Origin of the sequence: Altibacter lentus, assembly GCF_000746845.1 — a bacterium.
In the GTDB taxonomy this organism is placed as follows: Bacteria; Bacteroidota; Bacteroidia; order Flavobacteriales; family Flavobacteriaceae; genus Altibacter; species Altibacter lentus.
In genome coordinates, this window is sequence record NZ_KN050846.1 from 2,640,094 (window position 1) to 2,657,988 (window position 17,895).

19 protein-coding genes are annotated in these 17,895 nt (G+C 35.8%); 3 read left to right on the forward strand and 16 right to left on the reverse strand.

Annotated elements, in window-relative coordinates; all coding sequences use genetic code 11:
* Nucleotides 1–3 precede the first annotated feature (3 nt).
* From JS40_RS12260 to JS40_RS12270, 3 genes are read right to left on the reverse strand one after another with little or no spacing between them, the layout of a single operon-like run.
* A complete protein-coding gene (locus JS40_RS12260) occupies nt 4–2,400 on the reverse strand; it encodes a TraG family conjugative transposon ATPase (protein WP_034260998.1) in 2,397 nt (798 codons plus the stop codon).
* Nucleotides 2,387–2,671, reverse strand: a complete 285-nt coding sequence (locus JS40_RS12265) for a hypothetical protein (protein ID WP_034261000.1) — start codon at nt 2,669–2,671, stop codon at nt 2,387–2,389. Before JS40_RS12265 ends, JS40_RS12260 begins: the two co-directional genes overlap by 14 nt.
* A 2-nt stretch (nt 2,672–2,673) precedes the next feature.
* A complete protein-coding gene (locus tag JS40_RS12270; protein WP_026813281.1) occupies nt 2,674–2,961 on the reverse strand; it encodes a hypothetical protein in 288 nt (95 codons plus the stop codon).
* Nucleotides 2,962–3,150: 189 nt separating this feature from the next.
* Between JS40_RS12270 and JS40_RS12275 the strand changes: the two genes are divergently transcribed.
* Nucleotides 3,151–3,780: an N-acetylmuramoyl-L-alanine amidase family protein gene (locus JS40_RS12275; RefSeq protein ID WP_034261002.1), complete on the forward strand. Its 630-nt coding sequence runs from the start codon at nt 3,151–3,153 to the stop codon at nt 3,778–3,780.
* A gap of 107 nt (nt 3,781–3,887) precedes the next feature.
* Here the strand turns inward: JS40_RS12275 and JS40_RS12280 are convergent, their stop codons facing one another.
* The 7 genes from JS40_RS12280 to JS40_RS12310 all read right to left on the reverse strand — a co-directional run bounded on the left by JS40_RS12280 (nt 3,888) and on the right by JS40_RS12310 (nt 10,115).
* Entirely contained in the window at nt 3,888–4,943 is a 1,056-nt protein-coding gene (locus JS40_RS12280) for a nucleotidyl transferase AbiEii/AbiGii toxin family protein (protein ID WP_034261004.1), read from the reverse strand.
* A gap of 23 nt (nt 4,944–4,966) precedes the next feature.
* Nucleotides 4,967–5,695: a DUF6577 family protein gene (locus JS40_RS12285; RefSeq protein WP_034261006.1), complete on the reverse strand. Its 729-nt coding sequence runs from the start codon at nt 5,693–5,695 to the stop codon at nt 4,967–4,969.
* Nucleotides 5,696–5,749: 54 nt separating this feature from the next.
* A complete protein-coding gene (locus JS40_RS12290) occupies nt 5,750–6,412 on the reverse strand; it encodes an ATPase (RefSeq protein ID WP_034261008.1) in 663 nt (220 codons plus the stop codon).
* Nucleotides 6,396–7,148: a hypothetical protein gene (locus JS40_RS12295; protein WP_034261010.1), complete on the reverse strand. Its 753-nt coding sequence runs from the start codon at nt 7,146–7,148 to the stop codon at nt 6,396–6,398. Before JS40_RS12295 ends, JS40_RS12290 begins: the two co-directional genes overlap by 17 nt.
* A 3-nt stretch (nt 7,149–7,151) precedes the next feature.
* A complete protein-coding gene (locus JS40_RS12300; protein ID WP_034261012.1) occupies nt 7,152–7,436 on the reverse strand; it encodes a helix-turn-helix domain-containing protein in 285 nt (94 codons plus the stop codon).
* Nucleotides 7,437–7,755: 319 nt separating this feature from the next.
* Nucleotides 7,756–8,592: an RteC domain-containing protein gene (locus tag JS40_RS12305; RefSeq protein WP_034261014.1), complete on the reverse strand. Its 837-nt coding sequence runs from the start codon at nt 8,590–8,592 to the stop codon at nt 7,756–7,758.
* Between the two features lie 188 nt (nt 8,593–8,780).
* Complete coding sequence (locus JS40_RS12310; RefSeq protein WP_034261016.1) at nt 8,781–10,115, reverse strand: phage integrase SAM-like domain-containing protein; 1,335 nt, start codon at nt 10,113–10,115, stop codon at nt 8,781–8,783.
* 756 nt (nt 10,116–10,871) lie between these two features.
* Between JS40_RS12310 and JS40_RS15305 the strand changes: the two genes are divergently transcribed.
* A complete protein-coding gene (locus JS40_RS15305) occupies nt 10,872–11,153 on the forward strand; it encodes a DUF2188 domain-containing protein (protein ID WP_084677499.1) in 282 nt (93 codons plus the stop codon).
* A 418-nt stretch (nt 11,154–11,571) separates the two neighbouring features.
* On the opposite strand, the gene JS40_RS12320 is transcribed toward JS40_RS15305, so the two are convergent.
* Both JS40_RS12320 and JS40_RS12325 read right to left on the reverse strand, forming a co-directional pair.
* Nucleotides 11,572–12,408: an IS3 family transposase gene (locus JS40_RS12320; RefSeq protein WP_084677410.1), complete on the reverse strand. Its 837-nt coding sequence runs from the start codon at nt 12,406–12,408 to the stop codon at nt 11,572–11,574.
* Between the two features lie 8 nt (nt 12,409–12,416).
* On the reverse strand, nt 12,417–12,815 hold the full coding sequence (locus JS40_RS12325; RefSeq protein WP_034257734.1) for a transposase: 399 nt from the start codon (nt 12,813–12,815) through the stop codon (nt 12,417–12,419).
* Nucleotides 12,816–13,140: 325 nt separating this feature from the next.
* Here JS40_RS12325 and JS40_RS14860 point away from each other — a divergent pair, with 325 nt between their 5' ends.
* The gene (locus JS40_RS14860) at nt 13,141–13,839 is read left to right on the forward strand and encodes an SH3 domain-containing C40 family peptidase (RefSeq protein ID WP_051957589.1); all 699 of its coding nucleotides are present in this window, start codon (nt 13,141–13,143) and stop codon (nt 13,837–13,839) included.
* Nucleotides 13,840–14,145: 306 nt separating this feature from the next.
* On the opposite strand, the gene JS40_RS12335 is transcribed toward JS40_RS14860, so the two are convergent.
* The 4 genes from JS40_RS12335 to JS40_RS12355 form a co-directional block, all read right to left on the reverse strand.
* Complete coding sequence (locus tag JS40_RS12335; protein ID WP_152558178.1) at nt 14,146–15,090, reverse strand: hypothetical protein; 945 nt, start codon at nt 15,088–15,090, stop codon at nt 14,146–14,148.
* Nucleotides 15,091–15,205: 115 nt separating this feature from the next.
* Nucleotides 15,206–16,177, reverse strand: a complete 972-nt coding sequence (locus JS40_RS12345; RefSeq protein WP_201770364.1) for a hypothetical protein — start codon at nt 16,175–16,177, stop codon at nt 15,206–15,208.
* A gap of 271 nt (nt 16,178–16,448) precedes the next feature.
* Nucleotides 16,449–17,060, reverse strand: a complete 612-nt coding sequence (locus JS40_RS12350) for a hypothetical protein (protein ID WP_034261024.1) — start codon at nt 17,058–17,060, stop codon at nt 16,449–16,451.
* A 6-nt stretch (nt 17,061–17,066) separates the two neighbouring features.
* On the reverse strand, nt 17,067–17,780 hold the full coding sequence (locus tag JS40_RS12355; RefSeq protein ID WP_034261026.1) for a hypothetical protein: 714 nt from the start codon (nt 17,778–17,780) through the stop codon (nt 17,067–17,069).
* Nucleotides 17,781–17,895 lie beyond the last annotated feature (115 nt).

A 17,895-nucleotide genomic window follows, 5' to 3' on the forward strand; every position in this document is an offset into this window, starting at 1 on the left:
TATTTAAGATGTGAATTGAATTATTGCTTTTTCCATATCGTTATGCTCATTGTAGAGCTTCATTATTTCTTCATTTTCTTGCCCATCAGTCAAGTAAGCTGCATAGACTTCCTTTGGAACTTCAAGACGGAAAATGTTACTTTCCTTTCCTATCTTGATAAACATTTCTGTGTACTTCCGTGGTCCAGAAAGGTTGTTTTTAATGGACTTTAATTGGTTCAAATCGTGGCTAGAAAGATTTAGCCTTTTGACTAATTCGTCATAGCCTTTTTCATTGTTTAGGCTATAAATGACTTGTGTATTTTCTAATATGCTTGCGGATGTTGAATTATTCGGTAGCTGATTAATTGATTGTAGAATAATCCCAATAGCACCATTTTGTTTACGAATAGCTTGGTAGTAGAATTCCACACTTTCCAGTACGTTGTCAAACTTTAACTGTTTGGCAAACTCATCAAATAGGATGATACCTTTTTCAGCTCTATTCTTCCAAATGGTTCTTTGGATAGCTGACTTAATCAACTTCAACATTACGGACAAGATTTCCTTGTTATCCTTTACTTCATCCAGTTCAAAAACAATCAATCGTTTGTCCTCAATCTTATAGGTCTGGTCTTCGCTTACCTCAAACAAGAAGCTGTATAGACCATCGCCGACATATTCGGACATTACGTGCAAAAAGCTTGTGACGTTGAAGTAGTCGGGATGGATTTTTAGAATGTTTAGAAGGTCTCTTTGGTTTATTTCTATAAAGCTGTAAAAACCATCCAATGAGTGATTTTCCGGTGTACTATCGTAATAATGTTTCAGTATTTTCTTGACAGAAACAGATTGTGCCTTGGTCACTTTTAAATCTGAAGCGAACAGTTCAAACAGGAAAACGGACAAGTCTTCCAACCGTTCCGGTGTCAAATCTTTTACATCGCTGATGTAAAAAGGATTGATACCTAAGTTCTTTCCGCTTTCATATCTGAGTACGGTATATTTCTCAGGATATAGTTTTGCGAATTTGGTGTAAGAACCACCCAAGTCGATGATGACCAGACGGACACCACTTTCAAAATATTGACGTAAAATATTATTGGCCAAAAACGATTTCCCTTCGCCTGTTGGTGCGAAAATGGCGAAGTTTCGTGCTTTTATACGTTTCTTGCGTTCGTCCCAAACATCTTTTAGAACAGGTACATTATGTTCTCTATCATTGAAAATGATTCCGGTAGCATCTGAGTTGTAATTCGTATTGTTGATAAACAGGCATAAAGCGTGCTTTAAATCTGTCACATATAAATCGTTATTTGAAAAGTTGGATGAAAAACAGCAGTAACTATTAAGGATGTAGTTCTTCCGTTCTTCGCCTCTTGGATAGTATGGAATAATGTCCAGTTCTTTAAACTCAGTTTTAATTTTTGAACCGATTCGGCTTAAATTTTCAGGGTTCTTATCCCAATACACAATGTTTAGATGACCACGGATTATTCGTGCATTATCATCGGCATTAATCTGGTCGAGAATGTGTTGAATTTTGCCTAGTACGACTTTGTTCTGAGAGCCGAAATTGGAACTTTTGTTCAGTTCTTCAACTTTCTTATCAAGCAGCTTGCGCCACTTCTGTTTGTCATCCAAATACAAGATTTGATTGACTATGTGATTCTCATTAAGCGTAAGCCCTAAGCCATCAATAAACCCTTGATGAAACACAAAATCGTCAGATGTGAATTTCTCATTGGTCTTGCTACTCTGTACACTTTCGCCAAAGCACAGTTCGCTATTGACAGCCAGGGCATCAAAATGGTTTTCGCCAATATTGACGCTTTTTTTATCTAGTATGATATCAGTATCAAACCCATCATTGAAGCCATTGAAATAGCCATTTGTGAGTTGCTGTATCTCTTTCGCTTTAAGCGAAACGAAGGTCATCTTTCGGCTATTGTTTATAAAGGATATAGAATCGCTTACTGAACCGATGAAGCTCTTAACGCTATCATCCAATTGTTGAACAATTCCTTTGGAAACTTTACGAAAAGGGTTGACATATTTTGAATTATTCAACGCTTTGTTCTTAGTGAGCGTAAAGAACAAAAAGCAACGATGTTCCATATAATCACGCCCTTTGAAGTGGTCGTGGGTCGCTTTTTCTAAAAAGGTTGTATTCGGAAGCTTTTCTGAAGTGTATGTTTTCTTTAGGTAGATATCCTGTTTTTGAACCACCGTACCAATGGGCAATGATTTTAAAGCCTGAAACCAAGCACCGTGTATGTCCTCGAAGTCTTTTTCAGATAGTGAATAGATTTCTGGTAGCGTTCCTTCATAGCATAGGACGACATTGCCATTATTGGCAAATATGATATTGTCTTGAATATCCGTAATAGGGTTATATGCTGAAAGATTAATCTTGTTCATAATCGAATCCAGAATTTCTTTTGTTATTTATTATTTTAGGGAAGGCTTTAGCTGTTTGAAACAGTTGTGGATTATTAGCCATCCTTGTAAGAGCGATGTATAAGGCTGCATTAAAAACCATAACACCTATTATCATTAAGAAGCTGAATGAAAAAATGATGATTAATAACGAAGCAAGAATCGCAACCATCATTAATGCAAACAAGGAAATAGGCAGCCCAAAAATGACCGCCCGCTTCCTGATGTTTTTATAGACCTCAAACTTCTTCATAGTTACACTACGATTCCGATTAAGTATGTGAAGATGCCGACTACTGCGCCAGCAATTAAAACAAATACTAGTACTCTAGTAATTCCTTTTTTAAGGTCTGCATTTTCCCCAAAGAAATGTCCTGCGTTAAACAGGAAGCCAACTAGGAAGATGACACCTAATAAAATTGGAAAAATAGTTCTGATAGTGTCGCCAACATCATTAACTGAATCTTCAATACCACCAATTTGAGCAAAAAGCGAAGTGGATAAGAGTGAAAGAAATGATGCTAAATAGAGTGATTTTTTCATAATAAAATTGTTTAGATTTTTATGTTGTTCTCGTTAGTAGAAATTTACATATATTTGAACATAAATTACTGTAAATCAGTAATTTGTGAATAAAATATTATTTGATTCTATTTGAATTCGGTTGTTGTTATTTAGCATCAAATCCTATGGGTTTTTAAAGGGAAGTTGTTGATAACCTGAAAATTAAAAATGAAAAAAGTGCTCAAGAACGTCAGTTTTGTCTTTTTGCTTCTAAAAATGTGCATCGTTTTTGGACAAGAAATGAGTGCTCAAAAAAGAATAATTATAGACGTTGGACACGGTGGAAAAGATTCTGGAGCAATAGGTGTAAATGGCATCCAAGAAAAGGATGTTGTACTCAATATTGCAAGTGCGATTTTGAAGCTAAATAACGAATTAGAAAATCCTCTGGATATCTATTTGACACGATATAGCGATACACTTATTTCTCTATCGGATAGAGCAAAATTGGCTAAAGCCCTGAATGCGGATTTATTTGTTTCGCTGCATTGTAATCATTCTGATAATCGGAATGCGAGAGGGATAGAAGTTTATGTTTCAAACAGGCAGACAGAATACACCAAAGAATCTATCTGGTTTGCTTATCAATTACAAGAAATACTGAATAAGAAACTGAGTTTCGATATTAGAGGTGTGAAGTTTGCCAATTTTCAGGTGTTGCGAGAAACAGTTGGTTTTTGTCCTTCCGTGCTTTTGGAATTGGGTTTCTTATCTAATAAAGATGAAGGTACTTATATTTCAAATGCTACCAATATTCAATTCGCTGCCAACGCTATTTTACTATCAATCCAAAACTAATATTATTATGAAAGACATATTTTTAGAGTTAACCGAAAGTTTAAAAGCGATTATAGTGCAATTTATTTCAGAAGTGATTTTGTTATATAAATCATTTCGAGGTTGAATTACATTCTTTCATCAAGCATTATTGATTTATACCAGTAAAAGAAAGCCTCTGGATTATTCTTTTTAAGCTTGTTGAGCTTATTGTATTTAGGGTTTTCAATCAACCAGTCTTTTACCTCTAATGGGTTATCAAACCTTTCAATCTTATTATTGATTTGGGATTTGATTAGTTCAGACAAGTATGCCACTTTTGAAGATGCTATGATGGCTTCTTCAATATTGAATTTCTCAATGGTAAAGTTTGTAAAATTACTGATACCTGTTTGAAGATGTTTAAAATCTTCAGATTTAGTGTCGCGAGTTGAAAGCACAAAACAAGCTTCTTGCGTATCGTTTAGTACTTGCTCTGCGGTTATATCTAATTTTCTAAAGGAAAGCTCTTCTTTAACCACTTTTGCATAGCTGGTTCGTACCACCGTCAAATCAGAAATATTTTCCATTAAAAAAGCGACATCGAATAACTGTTTGATAATCTCTACAGGTCTTCCTTTGCTATATAGAATTCCTGTTGTTTTTGGGGCAAAGGCGGTTAGTTTATCGCCTAAAATAGCGTCAAAAGTTGGCATCATTACTTGTATAATTTCGCCCTCTGTCTGAATCCAATCGTGAGCTATTGGGATTTCTGTGAGTTCAGGATATGGATTTGGGGTATAAAGAACATCCAATAAAATCGGCTCAATGCTTCCATCCACGTTGCTTTTATAATATGTTTTAAAATGTCCCACAGGGGCATCAGGTGTATGTTTTCTATTGTTGTCATCTTCCCAATGTGTGAAAACAGTTTTACTACACATAGTATCTAATATGGGGTCTATATCGCTTTGAATTTGTTCGGTTATGATATCAATGTCAATGGAAAATCGCTTTGGCTTTTTTGTTGCTAACAACAAAGCGGTTCCACCTTTGAAAATAAATTCTAGACCGTTTATCTTTAATTGTTCCAATAGTATCAAGGCATAAATAACCTTCTCTATAAGTTTTGGATCATACTTTCTGCCAAGTTTTTGCTTGACCTCAAAAATCCATTCTGGATGATATGTACTTTCTTTAATCATATATATTAAGTTTTGGCAAAATATTAATTTTTTGCCAAAGTTAAATTTATTCTATGTTCTACTTCTTTTTCCTTATTTCGTCTTTGGGCATAACGTTTCATTTTACCTTGATTGATTTCAAACTTGCTAAAAGCCGACTCGTATATAAAATCTAATTCCCCTTGTTGCGCACCATACAAGTTGGTATCGATAATCATATCCACTAAAAGTTTTTCTAGTGATGGTATTATAGTATTTTTTGTTTCGATTATAGGTGCTTCCGAAACCAAATGTTTTATAATAATTACATCATCACTATTATGAATGTAAAGCTCAAAAGTTTCTGCATCGGGTTCTAAAAAAACTTGTTTTCCTTTGTCCTTTAATTTGTAAAATACGGATTGGGCTACATCTTTTTCCAGTTCAACAATGGTGTAAAATTTAAATGGCTGGTGTCGCATTAAATCGTTTAGCCAAATAGTGTTCCAAATACAAAAGTCTATGAAGGGATAGTCCTTTTTGATTTTATTGAACAGTCGCTTTAATTTACTATTGATAACCGGACAAAATTCATTATTTCCCTGCAACGCATAAATACCTCTAGTGGGATTTTTTAATACCCCTTCTTTTTTTAGTTTCGACAAATAGACGTTAATCGAGCTTTCTTTCAGATTTGGAAAATCTTTGCGAATGCAATCAACTAAATCTTTTTTAGAAATAGTTTGATTCCCTTGAAAATAGGATGGTATTTTTTTTTCTATTGTATAATTCAAAGTAATTACATTTATTAAACTTTGGCAAAATACAATAAATTTGCCAAAGTTTAATTATTTTCTTTTGTCCCCAGCACCTTTATCAAAAGCAATCAAGTTAAACAGTTCTCGCATTCGGCTACGAACCCGATTACCATAGTGTTCTTCCAGTTCTTCAGCATTGAGGTTGGTGGTAGCGTGTGTTTTAATTTTATGTTTGGTCTGAATGTATAGTTCATATCTAGATAAGATGACTTCGCCCATTACGTTCAAATCTTTGCCATAGAACCTTCCAGCAGGTTCAATACCTAAATCATCAAAGCAATAAAATCTGGTATTTCCATAGTCTTCAATGGTTTTAAAACCGAGGTGGTTAAAACTGAAAGCCACGTTCCTGCAAGGAATCATTTCGTAAGGCCTTTGCATTGGTACGATATGTCGAAGTAGTTTCATCAATGTAGTCTTTCCACATCCTACAGGTCCAGAAAGTAAAATGCCTTTGTCGATATCAATTCCGTTCTTTTCACAATTTTCTTTGTCCTTGATGAAATAATGGCAGAGTTTACGAATGATAACCGTGTCCTCGTCATAGATTCTAAATTGTTGACCAAATAATTTCGATCCCTTTGCATTTAGATAAATTAGGATTTTGTCAAAATCGTAAAGAACGCTTTTGCCATCAAACTTTCCGAGCGAGTATTCCACGCCACCTTCGGTAATTTTAGAGGGGTTGTCCATAATCTTTATTTTTAGTGGTTCGCAAGTTGTCCTTGATTTGGGACGCTTGTTTTTTGTTTGGTTTGTTTTCTTCATCGAAAAGCTCGGTTCTATCCATCCAGTTCAAAGCTAAGGCTCGCCAATCTCGAATTTCTTTTCCATCGCTAGTTTGCCAATTTCGAGTTTCATAATGCTCGAAGAATTTTTTTCCTTCATCAGCATTAAAACTTTTTTCAATAAAAAAATCAATAACGGCCTGCCAGCCCTTTGGTTGTTTTATATTGTTTACTTGTTTGGTATTGTTTATAGTAGATACCAATGCTTGTCCACTCACGGGACGGTGCGAGTCCACAACTTGTCCAGATATGGGATAGTGCTGTCCCGCTATCGGTACACCATTGGGACGGTACTGTTCCGCAACCTGTTCTAATATGGGACTGTACCGTCCCATATCAGGTTCATCACTTGTACCAATAATGGACATCTTGATTTTACTACCCTTGTAAGGATTGTTTGAAGGGTAGTATGACAGGTAGCCCCAAGAATCTAGGTTGGTAACACACCTGTGATAAGTGGATTTTGAACCTATTTTTGATGCGAGCATCAAATCTCTACGATTAACATAGAATTCATTTGCAAAGCGGCTGCTGTTCCATTCTTGGAACAAGGCCATATACAAACTGATATGGGTAGGGTTTAGGCGGTCATCAAAATAGAACTTTTCAAAAGCCGCGTTTAGTAGCTTTATATAGTTCATCGCTTAATGATTTAAACCGTGATGTACACGGTTAGCTGTCATTACATTTTGTATTTCTTCGGTATCATAATAAATGATTCCGCCAACTTTAGTATAGGGTAACGTTCCATTGATACGAAGATTTTGAAGTGTTCCAGGACTTACTTGCAGTAAGTCCATAACCTCAGAAGACTTAAGATATTTTTTAAGTTTTCCATTTCCCTGTTTGGATAAGAGATTTTTGATGTCATCGAGCAATTCCATTTTGAATTCTCTAAGGTCGTCTGAAGTAATAATAGTTGCTGGCATAATAAAACGATTTTAAAGAAAGGGACTATTGATTTACAATTAATTTGATAGCCCCTGACTTGATTTGACTTTCGTTCTACAAATTTGAATAGGTTTATTGGATTTTATTCCCCAGTTCGACCGTAGTACGGTCAAAATTTAACATCTTGAGATTTGCTTTGTTTTGATAGTTTTTGAGGGTGTTTTTGCAAACCTACACCTTCAAATCATATTAAATTTTATAAAAAATAGATACATAAGTTAATTACCGTAGGTCAACCGTAGTACGGTCTTTTTTTAACAGTTTGAGTATAAGGAATCGAATAGAGAAATAATGGCTTTATTCTTCACTTTTATCCATTTCTATGAGTAGTGATGTAGAGAGTTCGTCAAGAAAAAGCGTTCGACTATTCTTCCTGCTTTTGATGTCGTGATAGGTTTTGTAGATGTCTTTTGGTTCAAGATCAAATAGCTGTTGCAATTTTCTGGAAATTTGCATTATGCTTTGGTTATCTTGTTTTCCCAATCCTTTTGCACAGAGTGCATATAAAAGTTCAACGTATTCTGTATTTGAAAATGGCCAATGTATTTTTTCAATCGGTTTAATGGATTTAAGTTTACCATTTAAACCGTTGCGAATTTTAAATTTTTTCTCATCTAAATAAGTTGCTAGCGAATCATAGGCTCTGTATTTACCAAGAAGCATATCTCTTGGTGTACAAAATTCAGGGTCTTGGAAATAGAATTTAGATGTAGCTATAATGTAAGACCCCAAATATTCTCGTGTATAATATTCTTTATCAAAATGAGTATGTTTTGAATCAGCATATTGCGTGAAGTCCAAATTGTAGCTAAAGAAACGATTGACTTTCTGCATCTTTCTTCTAATAAATTTGCGTTGTGATTCTTTGTCTGTTTTGGGGAATTGAATTTCAAAGGAACGAATTTCAGAAAAATAGATAAGATGTCTTAATGGGATTTGTTTTGTGTGCTTAAAAAAATAAATCTCATCCGAGATAGAGGCGAAACCTTTGTTAATAATTTCCTTTTTAAATTGACCTAAAAGTTTCGTGCAGACTATTATAGAATGCTTTGAGCGTTGCATAATTGTCTCTGAATTTTCTTCAATTTCTAATAATTGTTTTTCTAGATTTTGCGCGAGTAAATGTAATTTCATACCATACCTAATTACAGAGTTAGTAACTGTTAATAGTAGGGTCGATATTAGATAAGGTAATTACAAAGAATTATGTAGTTGACGTTCTATAGACAGTTTTTTACTGGAAAGCTGCAAAAATTATGCCTTTCTTAAAATTTCTTAAAAGTTGGTGCTTGCGAAGTGTTCTGTAAATGGTAAAACTCAGATTAAAAACTAATTACACTATCCAAAGCATCATCAGCATCTCTATGAATAAAGTTTGCTTGATAGTTTAAAGTAGTTTTTAAGTCGCTATGTCTGTAAAGCTTCTGTAACATTAATGGGTGGATTTTATCCCCTGCAATATTTCCAAAAGTGTGACGCGCAATATGATTAGATAAGCTTTTGTCAATATCACATTGGGCAGCGATTCTAATTAAATATTTATTGAAGAGTTTAGTGGCATTTCTAGTCTTAGTAAAAAAATCTTCATCATCATTTGGCCGGACTTCATTTAAAAAAGGAAAGATATATCCACCATTATTTTTTCTGTTCATTTTGTAAAAATCTAGAATAGCTTTCGCTTTTTCGGGAACTTTAAGGCTTAAAGGCTTCTCGTTCTTATTCATAACGTAATACAGCCTATCATCCTTAAAATCAGACCATTTTAATTTTACAACATCTGAAATACGAATACCAGCAAAATAAAAGGAAATCAACCATACATTATGCGTATGCCAAATCGAAGAATAAGGCTCTAATTTCAATGATTCAATTTTTTCGACCTCTTCGATAGTTAGACCTATCTTATTACTAGTTCCTAATCTGATTTTTTCTTTGTCACCAGCAAAAGGGTAATACTTTGCAGAAACCACACCATCTTTAATGGCAACATTGAATAGTGTTCTGATAAAAATTAATTGATTTGAAATTGTTCTAGTTTTCTGATTTAGATAAGCGGAACAAAAGGTTTTATAGCGTTCTAGAAAAGCCTGATTAATATCTTGAAACTTCAAATCTTTTTTCTTTTGAAAATGTTCAATTCCATCAATAAAGGAATATTCCGACTTTCTAGCCTTACCAACTCTATCTCTTCTTCGTTTTCCAATACCTTCGATAACATCTTTTTTAGTTAAGGAAGTTTTGAGATTTAAAAACTCTTCAATGTTGTATAAAATAGAAAGCTCTGATTTGGCTACTGAAAAAACTTTACGGTCATATTTTGTTTTTATCCGTTGAGCAGCAACTGCAAAAAAAGATTTAGAGCCGCCTGGACCTTTCAGTTTTTGTTTGACCTGTTTTGGAGTAATATTTTCATCTTGGTTATTTAAATAAACATCGTTGGCTTCTGTTAATTTTTTAAGTAAAAAATTATTTAGAATTTTATAATTTGGATGACTTCTTTTTGCTTGTCCAGCAACTTTATCCCAATCCTTTGCAAGAACGTATTGACCAAGCCACTTATAATTAGTCTTATAATTTGCACTTATTCTTATGGCCAATGGAATTGTACCATCCTTTTTAATCATATTTTTACGAAGAACAATTTTTATATTAGCCATAACTTACTTTTTGCAATGATAAAGATACAAAAACTAGTACAGAATAAGTACAGAATAATTTGGTATCGGATGCCTATAATTGATGATAAATTTTATTAAAATTATGTAAATCATTGATTTTAAGTAGTTTTAAGTATTGTTAGTTGCTGTACGGACTAAGCTCATAACCCGAAGGTCACTGGTTCGAGTCCAGTTCCCGCTACTAAGAAAGCCTCTTGAGAGATCAAGAGGTTTTTTTTGTGCCATGAAACCGGCGCTTGCGCTTACTTTCATGAGTTGGTACTATTGTCATTCCGTATGTAATGAGGAATCTTTTTTCTCTTCTTTTTTCCATTTATGAGATTGAATCAACTTTCTTTTGCTGGTCCAAAAGAAAGTTGCAAAGAAAAGGACCTTCTATTTTTTTCCTATGCATTTTGAAATGCTTCCGCATTCCAAACCAACGTAAAAACTCGGCGTTCGCTATCGCTCTCTGAATCTCCGAGCTTTTTCCGTTTATGCTGATGAAAAGGATGTCTTACGATTAATAATTACGGTGTCACTTCGAGTGATGCCCTGAAAGGGCATTGTATCGAGAAGGGGTGTGAGAACAGCTCACGCTTCATCACTGACTGTTCACTGCTCACCTACCCATGTCATTCCGAACGCAGTGAGGAATCTCGTGATACCATTTCGTGCATTTAAAATAGTAACAGCCTAGCTCCTAACTCCTCACTATTGCCAATTTCTGTATCTTCACCCAAACAACTGTATGAGATGGCTGATCTAAAATCCATAGTAAGATCCCTGCTTGATATTATAAAAGTGCTATTTGAGCAGTCGCGCGACAGCGCTACGCCCAGAACCTGGCACCAGCACGTAGTACCGTATAAAGACGGCTGGGCGGTACGACGGGAAGGTAATAAGCGCATCACGTCCAAACACCGCAAGCAAAGTACGGCTGTTAATAAAGCGAAAAGCATCGCGAAGAAACGAAAGTCTGATGTGATCATCCACCGGGAGGATGGGACGATTCGGGATAGGATTGGGTATGATTGATACATCCTTTGCTTCGCTCTTAATGACATGGAGGGTGTTATTGCGAATGCAATAAGGAATCTTTTTTCTCTTCTTTTTCCCATTACTTCGGAATGTTGGTGTAAATAAAATTTTCTTTTTATTTATTTTCTTTTTTTGCTCCTCCAAAAAAAGAACGAAAAAAAGGAGGCTTCGTATATTTTTTTTTGATTCAACTTTCTTTTGCTGGTCCAAAAGAAAGTTGCAAAGAAAAGGACCCTTTCTCCGTTTCCTAGGAATTTTCCAGCAAGCTGAAAACCACCTCGCCAACTCCGCGTCGTTGCTTGTAGCAACTCCTGGATCTCGGAGCTTGGCTTCGGTTATTCTTGATGAAACGGAGCCCTGCCCTCATGTTCTGTTCACAGCTAACTTGAACTTCCCTAATTAATGTTGACCGTTTTTAGTTAATTAATTCATTGTTAAATATAGTCATCAGTTTTCTTTCTTGAGGCCTCAAGAAAGAAAACTGAGTTATGAACTTCTCAGGACTCATTCTGTCGTTGTTGTTATGCAATCTTTTACTGTTATAGTTCTGTACCGCTTTTGCCACCATTCTTTTTAATTGAACAATATCCTTTGGCTTCCAATAATCCAGGTATTCCTCCTTTATGGTTCTGTTGATGCGTTCTGCATAAGCATTGTCTTGCGCCGAGAGTGCCATACTTATTTTACTGCCATGCCCTTTTAGAAGCGCTACGTACTCTTTATAGGTATATTGACTTCCTCTGTCGCTGTGGTGAATCAAAGGTGGGGAATTATCCTTAAGTGCCATCTTTAATGCTTCCACGTTTGCTTTGGCTCTCATATTATCAGAGATTTTATATCCCACAATCTTCTTTGTATAGACATCTATTATAAACACTCCATAATAATGTCTGTTTCCAATTGGAATGTAGGTAATATCAGACTGCCACACCATCGATGGACGGTCAACCTCCATTCCTTTTATCAGGTTGGGGTAATAGATCTTTGAAGCGATTGTTGTTCTTTTATAATTGTTTTTCCGCTTCAATCGATACCCCAGTTCCATCATTAGCTCTATAAACCGATCCCGTCCTATAAAGTCAGGGTTAAGGGTATAGTACATTTTCTCCACCCCACAACCCGGGTGATCTTCTCTAAGATCATCAGCTTCAAGGATCAACTGATTGACTTTAGTATCAAAGGCCATTTGCCTTACTTGATACTGCGCAACTGCTTGTTTACTCAGCCCTGCTTCTTTATAGAGATTGTTCATAGAAAAACTTACTTTTTGTTTGTTTTCTTTGAACCAGTTGACTGTGGGGTGCCGAAGTTTTTTTTGATATCGATGTCCAATTCTTCTTTGGCGATCTCCATCATCTTCTCCAAATAATCAATCTTGATTTGCTTACGGCCAACGGCACGCTCCAACTCTTTTACTCGAGCCTCTAATTCTTTCATTTTTTTGTTGCTGCTGTCCTTCATCTCTACAATTCTGGTTCCCTGTTGGTTAAAGGTAGAGAATTTATAGATCCAACGGTAGATTATCTGACCTCTTACCCCGTGGAGCTTCTCTAGCTGCAAAACGCTAAACCTGCCGCTCTCGAAATCTGCCACTATTTTTCTTTTGAACTCTTCAGAGTATTTTCGCTGCTTGCGCAACTCTCGCACATTTGCTTTCATAGTTACCACTGTTTTAAGTGGTCAACCTATATCAGGGACGTACAACTGTTCACCGCTCACTACTAACCCCTAATTCCTATCTATTCACTAATCACTAATCACTAATCACTAATCACTAATCACTAATCACTAATCACTAATCACTATTAAGTCCTAGCTATTCACTATTAGCATGTGTCACTTCGAGTGATGCCCTGAAAGGGCATTGTATCGAGAAGTGGTGTGAGAACAGCTCACGCTTGACACCTAAGCACAGCCTATCAAGCAGTGCTTTTGAACCGATAAAAGAAAGTTGAATAGTAACCATTTTAAAAAAACAATCATTATGAAAACATATCGTGTAACAACCCATGCCCTGAATGTACGCGCGAAGCCCGCTTTGGCGGGAAGGATCCGCGGCGTATTGACCATAGGTACCACCGTCACCGCCCTGGGGGAATCTGAGGACCGAAAATGGCTGCAACTGCAGTATACCAAAAACGGCAACACCCATACGGGATGGAGCTCGCTGCGCTACCTGCAAGCGGTCGAAGGGGACAACCTCCTGCTAGTCACCGATCCGCCCTGGTTGCGTACAGCGGTAGGAGAACTGGGCGTACGGGAAGCCGCCGGAGCGGCCGATCATCCCCGGGTGCTGCAGTACCTGCAAAGCTGCGAACGCTTGCCGGCGGCCTTGCGGGCCAGTGATGCCACGCCCTGGTGCTCGGCTTTTGTCAACTGGTGTATGGAGCAGGTGGGGATCGAAGGGACCAACTCTGCCTGGGCCCGGGACTGGTTGCATTGGGGAAAGCGAACGACCACGCCCAAGCGCGGCGATGTGGTGGTCTTCCGGCGGGGCAAAGGCGGTCATGTGGGCTTCTACTGGAGCACTACGGCCACGGCTATACAGGTATTGGGCGGGAACCAAAAGGACGCAGTGTCCATTGATGCCTACGCTGCAAAAAACCTCTTAGGTTACCGTCGCTTTCCCGGTACATGGCGGTTTTGCTCCTGTTGCGGACAGTCACAACCCAATGTGCCCTAGTGCGTCGTGCCCTCTGGGACTACTTGGGTAATAAAGGGGGCCGGAAACGGCCCCTTTTTTAATTTTTTATTAGGGGAGGTTGGGACGGGTTTGTATAACGTTTGTGGCGGATTGGCGGCTTAGATTCGGCTGGCCGACAAAACGCGGTAGCGTTTGGGGGCAGTCACGCCACCGGCGTGACGTGAGAAACAGCAGGGCTGGCGCCGCCACTACGTTTTTATCCGAAAGACTAATTTACGATTAATTGTAGGAATTGCAACTCACTTAACCATCAGACCGCTTTGCTATATGCATTGTTAGGTAACGTTATTTTATTAAACTATTAAGTTTAATTCTTAATTCAGATACTTTGTTATGTATTTCATCATCTTTTAATTCACTGGTCAATTTCAAAGCCTTTTTAAGAATTTCAATATGATCCTTAAGATTTTTAATCTCTCTTTGAGATTCAATTTTATCCAGACATTCTTTGGCACGGTTTAAATTAGTGATACAAGTTCCGTAGTATGATTCTTTTGATGAATTATCATCCGCTTTGAATTTATATTTTTCGCCAAAAGTTCCATGTGCTCTTGCTGCGAAAATATAAAAGCGAAAAGCATTTGGATAATCTTTCTCACGATAAAAGTTTCTTGCAATGGAGGTGTTTAAATTACCTTTAGCTGCAATTAAGGTGTTTTTTGTTTTGGAAAGTTTTCTTTTGTATTTTTTTATTTTCTTTTCGTGCTTTAGCATTTTCTCTTCCATTGACTCTTTAATGCGATTAACTTCGTATTTGAAAATACTGAATGAAATTAATGCAAATAGCGCTAAAATTCCAGATACAATTAGCGCGAATCTCGTTGATTGATCGGATAGTGCTGAAGAATAGTAGTCTTCTTTAACTTGAAAGAATAAAAGTTCCTTCGTTAGAGAATCTTGTTTTAATTTTTTTTGAGATAAATCCTTTCTTAGTTCGTTGTTCAGAGAAATAATACTGTCTAATTTTGTCTCTATAGAATTGATTTTATCAACGGAATCGCCGTTTTGGCTAAATGATAATTGAATTGATAAAACTAAAATTATAATAAAACTTATTTTATTCATTTTTCGAGTAATAATGTTACCTAACGAGTTTGTATAATGCTTGTGGCGGACTGGCGGCTGAGTCGACAGTGGACGAGCCTTGCGGCTTTTCCATTGGTCAAGCCAAAGCCAATTGGCAAGGCGAGCGCGGGAGCGGGTTTGAACCCGCGTGCGAATCAGCAGCACTGGCGCCGCAAGTTTTTATTTTTCAGAAATCAATTTACAACAATTTGTACGAAAATTATTAAGCTTAAGCACTAACCACCATTAGCATTATATGTTGTTGGCAACAGTACTTGTGTCAATATTTATAACAAGTTAAGCAGATTTGTTCTCCTATATCATTATTTTGATAAAGAACATTTCCTTTACACTTCTCATTTTCACAATCTTTTCTAATCACATTGAAATCAGCATTACAATTAATACAGTGAATAATTTTAGATGATGGTTTGTTTGGCGTTAAAAAAGCCCATTTACTTTCCAAATCTCCATATTCGGCATCAATTGTGTCTTTACAAATTGCACAGAAGTATCTTCGTCCAATGACATCAACTGAATGATGCTTATTAAGTTTTTTTCTACCAATCATAAATTCGGCAAAATCGAGGAATTCATATGTCAAGGCATCTTCGTAATCCCAATCATAATAACCAAATAAAGGATTTTTAAAATTAAAATTTGATAATTGATGAAACCAAACATCTTTACCAAAAAAATATGTGAATACTTTCAATATATCATCTAAAAGTTCATTAGGTGTTAGTGATATTTTTGATACTCCGTGAATTGCTTTATTTCTGTTCTGTCTTATTTTTTCAATAAAATTTATTAATTCAGAATTAATTTGAATTTCAGTTTCTACTGCACAAAATGTTGATAATAATGCTTCTCCGGAGATAGTGTAAAGACTATCAAAATCTTTGTCAGCTTTTGAAGGTAATGTAGGCCAATCTGCACGATTTTTTTCAATTAGCAATAGTGGAGAAACTTTACTAATTGAAAATTTCATATAAGTTTCTACAGCTTGATGTAATAAGATAATTGAGGTTCGGATTGTACCGTCATTGTGATTCCAAATTTCAGTCCAATTTACCTCTTCTTTTACAGTTTCGTCGTATTCTTGATAATCTTGATAGACCCGAAATAGTAAATTGAATGCCTGAGTCAAACATTGAAATGTGACTTCTTCAAAATCTTCTGCTGTTGGTAGGTTTGTTATCAATGTTCTTGTATTGTTGCCAACACCTGCTATCCTATAATAAGTTAACATTTAAATAGGTCATGACGAGTTAGCGCGCATGATGTTATAAAGGGGGAGAACTCAAATATAGAAAATAATTGGATAGGGGTGGCCGGTGGGGTGTAAAAATAAGCCGGGGGTGAAGGGGATTGGAAAAGGATCTTTTAGTTAGAACATAACTTTACAGGTACCCACCAAACTTAAAATCCGTGAGACACTAGCGAAGCGAACTGACGTAAGCAATTTTAACAAGTAGGCTTGTACCAAGCACTTAATTTTATACGGTGTTGTACATAGTGCTTTATATATATTCTTTCTTTTTCAAATATTCCATTAGACTTTCAAGTTCTATAAAACACTTCGTTGTTAATTCATTCATTTTTTCAGTTTCCTTTTTGATTTTTTCACGAGTATGAACATCTGGATTATCCTTAAAAGGAATCAACCAATCTCCACTACCATAAACTCTTATAGAACTGTAATCTGTAAAATCATCAAGTTTTGATAGAAAGTTGTTTATTAAATTATTGAGCTTTTCACTTGATGTTTTATATCCAATCAGTTTCGCTTTTTCTTGAAACTCAATTATTCTATGAATATCCTCACGATGATAACCATTCCAAGCATCTTGTCTTACAATATCTTCGTGAAATTTATCGATATTCAGCGTTTCTATTAATTCCCGAACGATTTTTTTATCTGACTTTTTTGGTATCTCTCTTAATCTTTCTAATTTTCTCTTAAAAATTATTACTTCGTAAAGTAGAATTCCAATTAATATTGTCATTGAGGCAATTATTGAATATTCCCAATTAGCAAATATGATTGGCAGTTCGACATAGTTGGTCAAATAGGTAAGAATTATTGGAATGATAAATACACTTAAATACCATTTGTCTAAAATCTTTTTCATTGTACTTTACTCCAATTTTACATTTAAATATTTTTCCATGTCCAATCCATAGTTTTCAATATTCTTTCCCTCTGGAATACTGATTCCAATAACCTTATGAGTTTTGTAAAAGTCCATAATCACAAAGAATTGCTTTTCAATATCGCAATAATAATATTTGTAGTCGAAAACCTCTTTATTTTTGCAGTTTCCGTTAACCCAGTTTTCCGAGTATTTTTTTTCAATCTCGAAGTAATAAAAATGCGCATTTGCCGATAAACTTAAATCATTAAATCCGTTCCAAAAATGATGTGTATTTCCTGAAAAATGTTTTTTGTAAATATTAAAATAAAGTCCACGAATTATTTTTTCAAAATAGATATGCGAGTGTGTTGAGTTCACTCGAATGTATCCTCCACCTTCTGGCTTTTCCAAAATATTATTCACAATATCAATTCCAAGTCCTTTGCTTTCCTCTCTTTGAATTCCTTTTAAAATCTTTTCATTAAAAAGTTTTCTTGCAACTCCTGATGTATGAGAAAGCATTATTAAATTTATTCTCATTCGCTCATCGATTTTTGACAAGTCTTGATTATGTTTTTTACAAGCAGTTACTTTTATTAATTCGTTTCGATGTCCTTTAGGAAATAAATTTTGCGGTGGAACGTGTTCAAAACTTACTGCTTGTTTTCCACACCAATAGCATTTATCTTCAGGTTTTATTTTTGAATTAACGTTCATTTCTCGCATTATGCACAACGTGTTTGTGTATGATTTCGTTGCGTGTTTCAGCAATTAATTTAGCAAATAAATCACAGATAGAACGTCCGCGAGTCCCGATAGCTATCGGGATTCG

Excerpts from the sequence above, each read along its gene's own strand:
- JS40_RS12260 (WP_034260998.1), bottom strand. The coding sequence starts at position 2,400 with ATGAACAAGATTAATCTTTCAGCATATAACCCTATTACGGATATTCAA.
- JS40_RS12265 (WP_034261000.1), bottom strand. The coding sequence starts at position 2,671 with ATGAAGAAGTTTGAGGTCTATAAAAACATCAGGAAGCGGGCGGTCATT.
- JS40_RS12270 (WP_026813281.1), bottom strand. The coding sequence starts at position 2,961 with ATGAAAAAATCACTCTATTTAGCATCATTTCTTTCACTCTTATCCACT.
- JS40_RS12275 (WP_034261002.1), top strand. The coding sequence starts at position 3,151 with ATGAAAAAAGTGCTCAAGAACGTCAGTTTTGTCTTTTTGCTTCTAAAA.
- JS40_RS12280 (WP_034261004.1), bottom strand. The coding sequence starts at position 4,943 with ATGATTAAAGAAAGTACATATCATCCAGAATGGATTTTTGAGGTCAAG.
- JS40_RS12290 (WP_034261008.1), bottom strand. The coding sequence starts at position 6,412 with ATGGACAACCCCTCTAAAATTACCGAAGGTGGCGTGGAATACTCGCTC.
- JS40_RS12295 (WP_034261010.1), bottom strand. The coding sequence starts at position 7,148 with ATGAACTATATAAAGCTACTAAACGCGGCTTTTGAAAAGTTCTATTTT.
- JS40_RS12300 (WP_034261012.1), bottom strand. The coding sequence starts at position 7,436 with ATGCCAGCAACTATTATTACTTCAGACGACCTTAGAGAATTCAAAATG.
- JS40_RS12305 (WP_034261014.1), bottom strand. The coding sequence starts at position 8,592 with ATGAAATTACATTTACTCGCGCAAAATCTAGAAAAACAATTATTAGAA.
- JS40_RS12310 (WP_034261016.1), bottom strand. The coding sequence starts at position 10,115 with ATGGCTAATATAAAAATTGTTCTTCGTAAAAATATGATTAAAAAGGAT.
- JS40_RS15305 (WP_084677499.1), top strand. The coding sequence starts at position 10,872 with ATGGCTGATCTAAAATCCATAGTAAGATCCCTGCTTGATATTATAAAA.
- JS40_RS12320 (WP_084677410.1), bottom strand. The coding sequence starts at position 12,408 with ATGAACAATCTCTATAAAGAAGCAGGGCTGAGTAAACAAGCAGTTGCG.
- JS40_RS12325 (WP_034257734.1), bottom strand. The coding sequence starts at position 12,815 with ATGAAAGCAAATGTGCGAGAGTTGCGCAAGCAGCGAAAATACTCTGAA.
- JS40_RS14860 (WP_051957589.1), top strand. The coding sequence starts at position 13,141 with ATGAAAACATATCGTGTAACAACCCATGCCCTGAATGTACGCGCGAAG.
- JS40_RS12345 (WP_201770364.1), bottom strand. The coding sequence starts at position 16,177 with ATGTTAACTTATTATAGGATAGCAGGTGTTGGCAACAATACAAGAACA.
- JS40_RS12350 (WP_034261024.1), bottom strand. The coding sequence starts at position 17,060 with ATGAAAAAGATTTTAGACAAATGGTATTTAAGTGTATTTATCATTCCA.
- JS40_RS12355 (WP_034261026.1), bottom strand. The coding sequence starts at position 17,780 with ATGAACGTTAATTCAAAAATAAAACCTGAAGATAAATGCTATTGGTGT.